9 protein-coding genes, 1 tRNA gene and 4 pseudogenes are annotated in these 12,316 nt (G+C 49.0%); 7 read left to right on the forward strand and 7 right to left on the reverse strand.

Translation table 11 applies throughout. The annotated features are described in order from the left end of the window. Window positions 1-64 precede the first annotated feature (64 nt). Window positions 65-826 (forward strand): annotated as a pseudogene (locus CS369_RS08805) (MFS transporter); the annotation flags it as partial. Between the two features lie 120 nt (window positions 827-946). On the opposite strand, the gene CS369_RS08810 reads toward CS369_RS08805, so the two are convergent. Further along, complete coding sequence (locus CS369_RS08810) at window positions 947-2,368, reverse strand: EmmdR/YeeO family multidrug/toxin efflux MATE transporter (protein WP_196906788.1); 1,422 nt, start codon at window positions 2,366-2,368, stop codon at window positions 947-949. 317 nt (window positions 2,369-2,685) lie between these two features. On the opposite strand from CS369_RS08810, the gene CS369_RS08815 reads away from it, so the two are divergent. The 4 genes and pseudogenes from CS369_RS08815 (at window position 2,686) to CS369_RS08825 (ending at window position 6,248) form a co-directional block, all read left to right on the forward strand. Continuing rightward, window positions 2,686-2,988: a helix-turn-helix transcriptional regulator gene (locus CS369_RS08815; protein ID WP_196906789.1), complete on the forward strand. Its 303-nt coding sequence runs from the start codon at window positions 2,686-2,688 to the stop codon at window positions 2,986-2,988. 14 nt (window positions 2,989-3,002) lie between these two features. Further along, complete coding sequence (locus tag CS369_RS25115) at window positions 3,003-3,320, forward strand: rhodanese-like domain-containing protein (RefSeq protein WP_374191044.1); 318 nt, start codon at window positions 3,003-3,005, stop codon at window positions 3,318-3,320. Beyond that, window positions 3,310-3,546 carry a DUF2892 domain-containing protein gene (locus CS369_RS25120; protein ID WP_374191045.1) on the forward strand — a complete coding sequence of 79 codons (237 nt, stop codon included), beginning with the start codon at window positions 3,310-3,312 and terminating at the stop codon, window positions 3,544-3,546. Before CS369_RS25115 ends, CS369_RS25120 begins: the two co-directional genes overlap by 11 nt. Before the next feature lie 1,296 nt (window positions 3,547-4,842). Continuing rightward, window positions 4,843-6,248, forward strand: a pseudogene (locus CS369_RS08825) (diguanylate cyclase). On the opposite strand, the gene CS369_RS08830 reads toward CS369_RS08825, so the two are convergent. The 3 genes and pseudogenes from CS369_RS08830 to CS369_RS08840 all read right to left on the reverse strand — a co-directional run bounded on the left by CS369_RS08830 (window position 6,239) and on the right by CS369_RS08840 (window position 8,262). Further along, window positions 6,239-6,469, reverse strand: coding sequence for a YceK/YidQ family lipoprotein (locus CS369_RS08830; protein ID WP_196906790.1), 231 nt, complete (start codon window positions 6,467-6,469; stop codon window positions 6,239-6,241). The pseudogene CS369_RS08825 and the gene CS369_RS08830 overlap by 10 nt on opposite strands. A gap of 101 nt (window positions 6,470-6,570) precedes the next feature. Then, window positions 6,571-7,588: pseudogene (locus CS369_RS08835) on the reverse strand (sensor domain-containing diguanylate cyclase). Between the two features lie 224 nt (window positions 7,589-7,812). Further along, window positions 7,813-8,262: a hypothetical protein gene (locus CS369_RS08840; protein ID WP_196906791.1), complete on the reverse strand. Its 450-nt coding sequence runs from the start codon at window positions 8,260-8,262 to the stop codon at window positions 7,813-7,815. Between the two features lie 351 nt (window positions 8,263-8,613). On the opposite strand from CS369_RS08840, the gene CS369_RS08845 reads away from it, so the two are divergent. Further along, window positions 8,614-8,841 carry a YdgH/BhsA/McbA-like domain containing protein gene (locus tag CS369_RS08845; RefSeq protein ID WP_196906868.1) on the forward strand — a complete coding sequence of 76 codons (228 nt, stop codon included), beginning with the start codon at window positions 8,614-8,616 and terminating at the stop codon, window positions 8,839-8,841. Between the two features lie 154 nt (window positions 8,842-8,995). Here CS369_RS08845 and CS369_RS08850 read toward each other — a convergent pair. The 3 genes from CS369_RS08850 to CS369_RS08860 all read right to left on the reverse strand — a co-directional run bounded on the left by CS369_RS08850 (window position 8,996) and on the right by CS369_RS08860 (window position 11,097). Continuing rightward, a tRNA-Pro gene (locus CS369_RS08850) sits at window positions 8,996-9,072 on the reverse strand. A gap of 78 nt (window positions 9,073-9,150) precedes the next feature. Further along, on the reverse strand, window positions 9,151-10,854 hold the full coding sequence (yejM, locus tag CS369_RS08855; RefSeq protein WP_196906792.1) for an LPS biosynthesis-modulating metalloenzyme YejM: 1,704 nt from the start codon (window positions 10,852-10,854) through the stop codon (window positions 9,151-9,153). Between the two features lie 15 nt (window positions 10,855-10,869). Next, a complete protein-coding gene (locus CS369_RS08860) occupies window positions 10,870-11,097 on the reverse strand; it encodes a YejL family protein (RefSeq protein ID WP_196906793.1) in 228 nt (75 codons plus the stop codon). A gap of 166 nt (window positions 11,098-11,263) precedes the next feature. Between CS369_RS08860 and yejK the strand changes: the two are divergent. Then, window positions 11,264-12,274, forward strand: a pseudogene (gene yejK, locus CS369_RS08865) (nucleoid-associated protein YejK). Window positions 12,275-12,316 lie beyond the last annotated feature (42 nt).

Genomic DNA, 12,316 nt, shown 5'->3' on the forward strand with positions numbered 1-12,316 from the left:
GTCCATTAAACTTCAATTTAAACAATAAATTATCTCCTTAGCGTGGTTTTTTACATGATTGACCTATACTACGGGAATTATGGCTGGGGCAGCCGCTGCTGCGGCGACGGCCTCACCGTTGTCGGGTATCGCTGGCTGGTCTGGCGCGTTGGCATGTTGGGGAATCGTTGCATTTATCGCACTGTTGGTCTGGTACAAAGCGCCGTCTTCGCGTGAGGATCATGAGCAGAATGCGATTTATCATTCTGCGCCGCACGGTTTGCAACATTGGACCTTGATGCTGTTCTTTGGGATCGGGACGGGGGCTTATACGTTGGTGCTCGCCTGGCTGCCACCCTATTACATGCAGTTAGGGTGGAGTGCCGCGCAAAGTGGCTTTTTGCTGGGGGGATTAACGCTGACCGAGGTGTGTGCAGGGTTGGCCGTTTCCACATTGATTTCCCGCTTTCCCGATCGACGTATGCTGCTGGTGCCAATACTGGTGTTACTGCTGTCAGTCATGATACTGTTGTTGATGGCGCCGCTGTCCCTGGCTTTTGTCGCGATGATTCTGCTCGGAATTGGTATCGGTGCGCTGTTTCTACTGTCGCTGATTGTGGCACTCGATCACGCAACCAATGTGCAAGAAACAGGGCGATTGATTGGCTTTGTTCAAGGCGGAGGCTATACCATCGCGAGCGTGATGCCGACGCTCGCGGGTGTCATTCGACAGCACACCGAAGGGTTGGAGCAAGCCTGGACGATCATGGCATGGGGCGTTGTCGTGCTTATTGTGATGGCATTTCGCTTTCGGCCATTAAGTGCCCGCAAAACGCGCGGGCGTTAATGTAAACGCTGCCTTACTTGCCATTTTGGCCCTGGCAGTGCTCGAATCCTCAGACACTCCGTGTCGGTTCCAGTTTCTGCGCGCTGCTGTGTCAAGCCAATCAATAATGTCTACCGTGTGTTAAGCGGCGGGAGGGCGGTAGCGCCACAGCCACCGGCCGCTGGCCATACGGCGATAATACAACAGGCCACTTACGATCCAGTCAAAGAACATGCCCATCCACACGCCGATAACGCCAAAACTGAGCCAGATACCGAGGATATAACCCGCTACAGTGCGGCATCCCCACATACTGGCCATGGCTACCCACATGGTGTAACTGGCGTCTTTTGCCCCCTTCAAGCCCGCAGGCACAACCCAGGCCGCTGCCCAAAAAGGAGTAAATAGCGCGTTCAACCACAGCAATTGTTTGGCGATCTCAATCACTTCGGGCTCATTGGTATACAGTGATGACAAGAAACCGGCCGAAGGTATTGAAGATAAGGCGAGGATGCATAAGCCTATATTGGAAAGCACAAAAATATACTGCAACTGGCGAATCGACTGAAAAATCTGCCCTTTACCTAAGCGTGTTCCAACGATGATAGTGGCTGTCGACCCGAGGGCATTGCCGGGGAGGTTGATCAGTGCCGCGATAGAGAAGGCGATAAAATTGCCCGCGATAACCTCTGTACCCATTCCGGCGACAAAGCGTTGTGTGATCAGCTTGCCCAGATTAAACATCACGGATTCCACACTGGCAGGAACACCGATGCTTAACACTTCATACAGAATTGTGTAAGTGAAAGGTGCAAAATAGGATTTGAACGGGATGAACAGTGCACCGTTAAAGCCGTGCATCAACGTAAGAATGACAAACACCGCACCGATATAGCGTGACAGCGTCGTACCGATACCTGCGCCATAGAACCCCAGACCATCCCAGGAAAAAATCCCGTATATCAGCACACTACTGATCAGAATGTTCAAGATATTCATACCGATGTTGATGAACATCGGCAGCTTGGTATTACCGGCCCCGCGTAGCGCCCCACATCCGACCAAGGCAATCGCCATTGCCGGGTAGCTCCACCCTGTTTGCTGCAGGAACACCAGCGCCAACACTTTAACATGCTGATCCGCTGAACCGGCGATCAGGTTAATAATGGCTTCACCCGCCAATTCAATCAGCAGCACCAACAAAAAGGAGACAAGTACCAGCAAAGACATGGACTGACGCGTTGCCGCACGGGCCTGTTTGCGATTGCGTTGGCCCAGACTGAACGCCACTACCACCGCGGTGCCCAGTGCCACAGCGGTAAAGAAAGCGATGATGAGCATGTTAAAACTGTCGGCCAGACCCACGGCGGCCATGGATTCCTTGCCCAACCAACTGACAAGAAAGGTGCTGAATACCCCCATCAACACCACGCATAGCCCTTCAATAAAAATGGGCACGGCCAGCGGTGTTATCTCGCGCCAGAGCAGAACACGGTTTGAGTGCCGCTTTTTGTACCAATCCGTTTGGTGATATCTATTGACTAATCGAGAGAAGTTTTTCATGCACCGCTTTGAAATTATTCTGAATAAGGCCTGGTTGCGCAACAGCGACGTGGCGATAACGCTACCTGCTGGTGTCATCATGCAAAGTCGCGATAGTGTGTCTTGTTTTATTACTGGAAACGTTGATCCGGCTAGTGATCGCCCCCAACAGTACGCCAGGTGCAGAAAAAAATGAAACAGTGGACCAATTCTAATAGAGTAACAGCCAACCGAAAGATGCTCCAGTCCTGGTCACACTTTTCAGAGAAAACGCTTGATTTGTTTTAATTATAATTTTAGTATTTTCTTAAATTACGTATTTTCTAAAGTAATTAGCGATGCCGGATACCGTGAGTAAATTGCAGCGGCGTGCCCATGACGCTGCGTTGTTGTTAAAAGCGATGGCGAATGCCAATCGTTTACTGATCCTTTGTATGTTGGTTGAGCGTCAGCAGGTGAGCGCTGGCGTACTCGGGCAGGCTTGCGGCTTAAGCCCTTCTGCCACATCGCAGCATCTGGCGCGTATGCGTTCTGGAGGGTTGGTTATCGCCCAGCGCGAAGGCACCACTATCTATTACGCGATTGCTAACCACGATCTGGAACGCATCATCACGACGCTCAAAGACATTTATTGTCCTTGAAAGAGAGGAATACCATGGTAACGCTATCCTATCTTTCCCCCGTTAATGCTCGGCAGCGCCAGGCTGACGGGGCGTTGATGGTTGACATTCGTCAGATAGCGGAATTCCAGCGTGAGCGTATTCCGCAATCATGTCTGTACTCGCTCGGGGAGCAGGCCAGTGAGCCGTCGGGAATAACATTACCTGCAAATAAAACGGTTATTTTTTACTGTTTATCGGGAGCGCGCTGCGAATTGTATGCACAGCAGATAGCAACACTGGTTCCCGGGCAACGCGCATTTTTGCTGGAAGGGGGGGCTCAACGCATGGAAAAAGGCGGGTTTGCCGGTTGACGTAGATCGCACGCAACCGCTGCCTGTTATGCGTCAGCTACAAATTGCTGCTGGCGGGTTGACACTGCTAAGCGTTGTCTTGAGGTACACGTTGCACCCGGTTTTTTTTAGTGTCGCCGGTTTCATCGGTGCAGGATTGGTGTTTGCCGGTGTCAGTGGATTTTGCGGTATGGCCAGATTACTGGTGCACATGCCCTGGAATAAGCGCAGTGGCCTCAATGGCTGAAACCGTGGTCTGGTGTGCTAACCTTGGCAATTTCAGGTAAAAAAACCGACTGGAGTCGGGGTTTAGGTATCTAGAACCTTACTTATAAGGCGGAGCAGAGTATATAATTTAAAATGCTGTTCATGCAATATAAAACGGTGTTTTTTTATGGGTTGTGACGGCTATCTTGCTTTGGCGCTACGTCAGGTCAAACTCGACCTGCCGAGAAAAATCAGCGACATATGGTGTAAGGCTAGATTGACGCTATTTTTACGTTGCACTTATCGAGATGAGTGGCAACCAATACCTCTTTCAGTTCGACATTATCACCCTCGATAGAAACACACCGAAACAAGGTACGATCTTCTATCAGCACTTCCGCTTCATGCGGGTTACGGATAAATACGCTGATGGTGTGTGCTGCATGGGGGACATGGTTTTTTACAAGGCTTGATGAGGTCCTTTGCCGACCTTGTGGGCCATGGCGATATTCTTATTTTTTATCTGTCATATAGTAAGTTTTTTCATAATTAGCGATGATGCCCATTTTGCCAAATACATATATCTTTTCGGGTAAGGACATTGTCGAATGCGTTACTCGGTCGGCTATTGAATAGGCCGCTTCTCTGATCTTTCTATGGTTTTTTTTCGTTATCGTCGGCATAGTATTGATGATTTTGCGTGGTCTCTGATTTGACGCGTAAACGTTAATTTAACAGCCGTGATGCTTGATTCTATTGTTTTAATGACAGTGGAGCCGGGGGAATATCAGGATTTTCACCCGCGAGCATCGTATGTGCACGAACGTGATTCAGTAATAATATAAAGCATATTATTTGTTTCAATTGCAAACGGTTTTCTCTCCGCTGATATGTGTTATGTTATGGCTATGTATTTGATTTTATAGGTTATTAATTTTTTGAATCGTATTATTTACGTTATTTTGTGCTTTCTTATCACACGATTTTTCATTTGCTTCCAATTTACCCTAATGGTCATTTCCGATGCACATCCTATGTTGATTTATAGTTATTGCCATTATGAGTGATCACCTGTTTTCGGTTAATAATAGACGTGGGTGATCGATGGAAATCAGTTAAGTAGGGTATTCTTTGACGTGTGACAAAATGATCATAGCGTTTAGGTGCAAAGAAAAAACATTTCCACTTTTTTCGCGAGCGAATCGGTGATGGTGATTACTGTTGCTGATCTTATGATGTCTTATGGAAATAATACGTAATGAAACTGTTGGCGCGGTGGTATATGACAGGTGAATCGCCTATGATGACATCTGGTTAACCACTTTATGTCCTACCCATGACTATTTCTGTTAAAAATGATTATCATATCGAACCATTATTGAGCGAATGGCGCACCTTGGTTGAAATCACACAACCGGAAGCCCATGCTCTGTTGTTATCTCTGAGTGATGATGAAGTACGCTATCTGGTAGATCGCTTTTATGATTACATGCTCAATGACGAGCAAGCGCACCGTTATCTCAATACCCGCCAGGTCACAGAACAGTTAAGTATCAGTATGTTTCACTGGTTGCGCAGCGTGTTGGGCAGTTCCCAACAAGATTTGGCTGCATTACTTGCTCAACAGCACCACGTGGGTGTTGTGCACGCGCGCATTGGCCTTCCCATTGATTTGGTGGCGCGCGGTGCCCGTAAATTAAAAAACGATCTTTATCCGCTGTTAACCCACAAAGGGGAACAATCCCCGTTTGTAATCAATAGCGCACTTTGTTTTAGCGGATTGGCAATGGATACCGCTCTGGAAGCGATGACCATAGCCTATTCCCCACCTATAAAAATGCCATGCGCGATCAGGAACGGTATCGTGTATTGAGCGTGTACGATGACGTTAGCGTAGAACGAGAAAGGCAGCTAGGGGCGCTAATGAACTGGGAAAACCAGTTTATTTATCACGTGGCGACAGAATTACCCTTGGCTGACATTACGCGCTTGGGGCACTCGGAATTTGGATTATGGTTTTCACACAAGGGAAAACACCTGTTTGGTTTCCCCGATCTGTTGCGTGAAACGGATACCCTGATCGACAAGGTTGACAGTGAAATAGGCGCAGCCGCTCCAGAGCAGGTCTCTCAGGCGGAGGTGCGCATGCGTCTGTTACGCAATGTGCGGCAACTCACCGGGCAAATTACGTTGATTATCACTTCCATGTTTGACGAACTGGTCAAGTTTGAAAATGGTAAGGATCCGCTGACAAACCTGCTAAACCGGCGTTTTATTCCGACCATTATGCGTCGGGAAATCGCTCTGGCAACCAGCACCAGAAAACCCTTTACGCTAGTGATGATGGATGTGGACCATTTTAAACAGGTCAACGATCGCTACGGCCATGACACGGGTGATGCAACGCTGAAAAGTATTTCATCCATTATTTACGATCACGTTCGTAGCAGTGATTATGTCTTTCGCTATGGTGGTGAAGAGTTCATGGTGCTGTTGGTGGAAACGTCGCTGCATCAGGCGAAGGTGATCGTCGATACGCGGCGTGAAAAGGTGGCCGCAACAGCGATCAGCGCCTTTGGTAGCCAATCGTTTTCCGTCAGACTCAGCATTGGGGTGGCAGAGTTTGATTATAATCCAGATTATCAGCGACTTATCGACAACGCAAACGCTGCGCTCTATCACGCCAAAACCAGCGGTCGCAATCGGGTCGAATTGCACGGACGAGATCCTATTTATTCGTAAGGGCCGTGCTTCATGTCTATAGGTAGCAATATTGTATCGGCCAGCATTGAGAGCGGCAGATCGATAATCACCAGGTATTTCCACCAGCGATCTTTCAGCAGCCACTGAACGCCAGGATAGTATTGATGACCCTCTCCTTGCCCTTTGACCGTTCGGCTTATGATACTGCCGCAGCCAGAAAGTTGGCTGGTGATGATCAATGCAATCAGGAATCGTTTCACGGAATAAACTCGGTTAGCCACTGAATGGTAAGAGAGTGGTGAGATATAGTCTAACTGATAATTATCGTGATGTAAGGTATTGGCCTGTGGCCAACAAAAGATCAATGAACCAGGCGTCTGCGTTGCTCTTTTTCTTCATACATCACGGCGTCTGCCGCACGCAGGGCTTCATCCGGCGTGCTCAGGGCTGGGTTGATGGCAATGGTACCGATACTGGCTCCGGCGTAGTTTATGTGACACCCTGCAAGCACATAGTGTCCAATTAACAAGGGGGGTCAATCGCGCTTTGAAGGTCTGTGCGGCATCCTTTGCATTTTCATGAATATAGGGGCCTGTTGTTGCTACGATGAATTCATCGCCTCCAATTCGTCCCAGCATGTCTTCTGCGCGTATCCCCTGTTTTAACCGCTGGCCTACGGCACACAGAAAATCATCACCCGTCTCATGTCCGTAGCGGTCGTTAATCAGCTTAAATCCATCCAAATCGATAAAGGCGATGACAACAAAACGGTTCGTGTCTAGCGCTTGTGAGAATAATTGGGGTAACTGACTGAACACCGAGCGTCGGTTGGGCAATTGGGTCAATTCATCGGTGTAGGAGAATGAGGTCAGCGCCGCATTAGCTTCCTGTAATTGGCAGAGTAGCTGCTCTTTCTGGACATACTGAGCTATCAGCTCGGCAAACAGCTGTAATATTTGTTCGCTGCGACCATCCAGTTTCTGTTTTTCACCGCTGACTGCACACAGCGTACCGTATAACGATCCGTCGTCCAGGCGTACTGATGTGGTGACGTAAGTAGTGATGCCCATCTGCTTTGCTGCTTGAGAATCGCCCCAATGGCTGGGCACATCGTCAATCACACAGCGGTCTTCCGATAATGCCCGTCTACAGAGCGTGTCCTCCCAGGGAACAGAGAGTCCCTCGGGGATCTGCATTTTTTTGCTATTACGAGAGAACAGCATGTGTTGCACATTTTTATCGGATTCAATATGGGTGAGGTAGGTGGATTCCATGTTGGTGACCAGCTCCAGCATTTCAAGACGTTGCCTGACCAGCCCCTCGAGCGATTTTTCAGCCACCAGTACGGATGAAATCCGCGCAATCATTGTTTCCTGCATAACACCTTCCCCCGTATCGCCTCAGCTCGATTCGCGTTAATTACGTTGTTTATATAACTATTATATCTGAGACAAAGAGACATGAAATTGGAATCGTCTTTACTTCCTTGCTCGTGTTGGATGAGGCGAGCATTCATGCAGACTCATGGTTGTCAAACGACGGAGGCGGTTCGTTGAAATGACCAGCGGAGCCTCAATGGTGTTGATCGCCGGTTTTTTCGCTTTTATTCCACCCACTTCAGGCCAGAATCCGTGGTCTCAATATTTTCAGTATCACATTCTGAACCATCGGTGTAATTGCAGGTGCTCACCATCAGGAGAGAGGCAGAAGGATTGGTACCACAGGATTTTCCGTAAGCTTCATTGGATAACGTCCGCGATTCGTTGGGTTGAATCGGCTTATTGAAACTAAAATGCGCCGCATCACACCTGAATTTTCCTTGCTTATTTTTAACGAAAATATAAGCTTCAAATCGCTTTAGCGGGCTACTTTGCAGGTTTTTCACGGTATAGCTGCAAGAGCAACCGCCTTCAGTATTCTTAAGTTTGCCCTCGGTGATTGCCAACATTTTAGCTGCAGATTGCTCCGCAGCCGGGGCAGCCGTTTCAGTTGCGTTAACCCAAGTAGACGCCACGAGAGATACCGTAAATAGAGCCAGTAGAACGCGTTTCATTATATCTTCCCTGTTGCAATGATTAGACTTTATGTCCAGGTAATTATATGAAAATACGCAATAATGTTTAACTTATAAAACCAGCAAGGCGTTCATATGGCTTTTTATTCTGTTGGTTTTTTATTGTTGAGGAGGTTCTGCTTTTGTATAGCAGGATAAATTTGAATGAGCGGATGATGCGCTGTCATCCAGTGTGTAGGGCTCGTACGCAAGGTTTTATTTCATTTTTTAATTTATTTGAATGATGATAACAATTTTCTCTGATATTCACTCCTGAACGATGGCGCTATGATTCATTCCATCAAAGGCAAACAGCCTTTACATCAAACATTGAACAGAAGGGTTTATATCATGAACGTTATCAAAAAATTTGCCGCAGTTGTTGCTCTTGATCTGGTTTCTTTCGGTAGCTTTGCTGCGCAAGACATGGGTACTGTGCAAGTGAGCGGTGCAGAAACGCTGAGCGCGTTTGAAGCTCAGGTAGCGGCAAAAGCTGAAGCAGCAGGTGCATCTTCCTACAAGATTGTGTCTGTAGCCGGTAACGATCAACTGCGTGGTACCGCAATCCTGTACAAATGATTTCAAGATTGCTTATGGGCCAGCCAGAAAGGGGAGTGAAAGCTCCCTTTTGTTTTGTGGGTGGAGGTTCAATGCCCGCCGTCTGGGATGTTACTCCGCCAAATTCCAGGCATAAAAAAACCAACCGTAAAATGTTGGTTTTTTTGGGATTATTTGGTCGGCACGAGAGGATTTGAACCTCCGACCCCTGACACCCCATGACAGTGCGCTACCAGGCTGCGCTACGTGCCGACGCTATGGTGCGCTATATTACCGTCTTCTGAACCGATTGCAATAGCCAGCTGGCGCGATCGCTTTAGATTTAGGCAGTTAGTTGGCAATAAATCGCCTTTCGCTGGTGAGTACCTGTAACAGCAGCAGTAAACTTGGTTTTTCATCACGCAATTTTTCTCCGTCGCTGTTGTAGGCATCGTAGCTGCCATTGGCTTCCAATTGGATGATCTGCTCTGGCGTTGTGATCATCAACGCACCGCGGTTGCCGTTCACCAGCCAGTTATTACGTCGCTGGGCCGCAAACAGGTCTTCCCCTTGCGCGTAATCCGTGGCGGACGTTTTGACATGCAGCAAGCGCTGCATCAGCGTGACCATAACGTCTTTTTGATCCGTCATTTTACTGATAGTCTGCGCCGGTGTGCCCGGCCAATGCACCACCAGTGGGATCTGCCACTGTGAGCAACGGTAGCGGCTGCCTTTATCCTGTTCGCTGGATTTTGCCGTAATAATCACGACGGTATTATCCAGTTTGCCTTGGCTTTGCAACGTATTAAGTATTGCGCTGATGTTTTGATCGGTGGCTTTAGCATCCGTTAGCGCTCGGGTGCCAGTGGTGCCAAGATCAATATAAGAGAACCACGGCGATGTGGGTTGCGTACCGGTTTCCAGCCAAGTTTGCCACTGTTGCACGGTATCAACATCACGTTGAATTACCGGTACTGAAAGCGAAAAATCTGACAGCAGTGCCTGGCGATAAAGCGGGTTATCAAAGCCGTTGCTTGAGAAAAGACCAAATTGATAGCCCTGTTGGTTCAGGGAACTCACCAACGCTGATGGCGTACGTGCACTCAATACCCCATCCATGTAAGTGGTCGAGATACCATAGAACAGGTTGAACAGGCTGCTTTGGGCATTCTGGCTGACATTGAAATGGTTGCTGAAGTGCACGTTCTCTTTTGCAAAACGCATCAACTGCGGCATACGAGTGAGCGGCAGTTGATCTGCCACCACAATCAACAGATTGTAGCCGCTGCCGGCATCGCGGAACTGAATATTGTTCAGCGGGTATTCCAGCGTAATCGCCTCAGGGTTGCCCTGTAGCGCAATGCGTCGCTCATACGCTTGAGCGTCCAGTAGGCCGTGTTTTTCCAGAAATCGTCGCGCAGTCATTGGATATGATAACGGTAATGTCGCGCGCTGCATGGTGATAGGGCGATAGAAGTTGGCATCGGCCCAGATATACATCATATGCGAGGCGAAAAACGCACTGATAAATACCGCGGCGACCGGCATGCCAATGCGGTGACGGTTCAGGCTACGCAGTTTTTGCCAGCACCAGGTGCCAAACAGCATCTCAACCATGAAAATCACGGGGATGCCGATAAACATCAGTTGCCAGTCACGGGCCAGGTCACTTTGCTCTGGATTGATCACCAGCTCCCAGACGGTGAGATTCAAGTGCAGGTGGAAGCGGCTAAACACCTCCATATCCAGCAACAGCAGCGTCAGCCCCGCGGTTGCCAACGCCGCAGAAAGAAAACGCAGCAAACGCTGCGACATCACCACGAACGTCAACGGAAAGACAATCAACAGGTAGACGGCAAAAACGATAAAACTAAAATGCCCCAGCCAACTGACAAGGGCATAGCTACGGCCAAGTAACGACGAGGGCCAATCCGCCACGAACAGATAGCGGCTGCCCACCCCCAGACTCAACAGGATGTTAAATAGCGCGAACCAATGCCCCCAACTGATCATCTGGGAAACTTTTTCGCGATAGTTGTGACGGTTGCTTACCATAGCCTCTGGTCGGTGTTAGTGCGCGTTGTGGGTAGTGATGGATGCCTGCAACGCATCAGCAAAAGAACAAGCCAATACCTGACGCTGCTCCGGTGCTACGCTGGTGTTGATAAGGTTGGTGACCATGTTGCCCAAAACCATCAAGGAGAGGTCAGTAGGGGTACGGTGTTTTTCCAATACGCTTACCAATTCGGAAAGCACTTGTTCGACGAGTTCGTCACTGTAACGGGATAATTGTGCCATAAAAAGGCGATTCTCAAGCTGATAAAGGGGAATATCTTACCGTAACGACCTGACGTTTTCCGCAATTTTATCATTTTAGCTTCAAACGCTGGCGTCTGGAGGCTTTCTCTTGCAGGGGACCTGCGTTGGTGTTTGAATACGCTCCTTGCCAAAAGGATAGTTTATCATGAGTCTGGATATCGACCAGATTGCCTTGCATCAGCTTGTCAAACGTGATGAGCAAACGTTGGAGTTGGTGCTAAGGGATTCGTTATTGGATGCCACCCCTGCCGTTGACGAGATGATGGCCGAGTTGCACCGCGTCTACAGTGCGAAAAACAAGGCCTACGGCGTGTTCGAGGAATAGAGCGAACTGTCTCAGGCACTGCGTGGCTGCCGTAAAGGAGAGGAGGATTTCCTTGGGTTTAGCCGCGCGGCCACGGCTCGGTTGCGTGATGAACTGGCGAAATATCCCTTTGCGGAAGGGAGCATCGTGCGGTTCTGCCAATACCGCTATCTGGCGGTTGAGTATCTGCTGGTTGCGGTGCTGAGCAGTTGCAGCAGCATGCGCGTCAATGAACAGCTGGATATAAGCAGCACGTACTATATGGATATCCCACATGCGGATATCGTGGCGCGTATCGATCTCACTGAATGGGAGACCAATCCGGAATCTCAACGCTATCTGACCTTCCTGAAAGGACGTGTAGGGCGCAAGGTCGCGGATTTCTTTATGAATTTCCTCGGTGCCAGCGCGGGGCTTGACACCAAAGCGCAGAATCGCGGCCTGTTGCAGGCGGTGGATGACTATTGTGCCGATGCGCAGCTGGATAAAAACGAGCGTCAGCAATACCGTCAGCAGGTTTACAGCTACTGCAATGAGCAATTGCAGACAGGGGAAGAGATAGAGGTTGCTGCGTTGTCGCAGGAGCTGCCGCCGTTGGGAGAGAAAACCTTCCATGCTTTTTCGGAAGAGCAGGGCTATGAATTGGAAGAGAGTTTCCCGGCGGATCGTAGCACGCTGCGCCAATTGACCAAGTTCGCTGGCAGTGGCGGTGGGTTGACGATCAACTTTGATGCCTTGCTGCTGGGCGAACGTATCTTCTGGGATCCGACAACCGACACGCTTACCATTAAAGGAACGCCGCCGAATTTGCGCTATCAGCTACAGCGCCGTTTAAGCAGCGGTGATAAATAAGCGGCGTTTTTCTTATCGACATTCTTGCTTGCTAAGAAAACT

Source organism: Candidatus Symbiopectobacterium sp. 'North America', from assembly GCF_015762685.1.
GTDB lineage: Bacteria > Pseudomonadota > Gammaproteobacteria > Enterobacterales > Enterobacteriaceae > Symbiopectobacterium.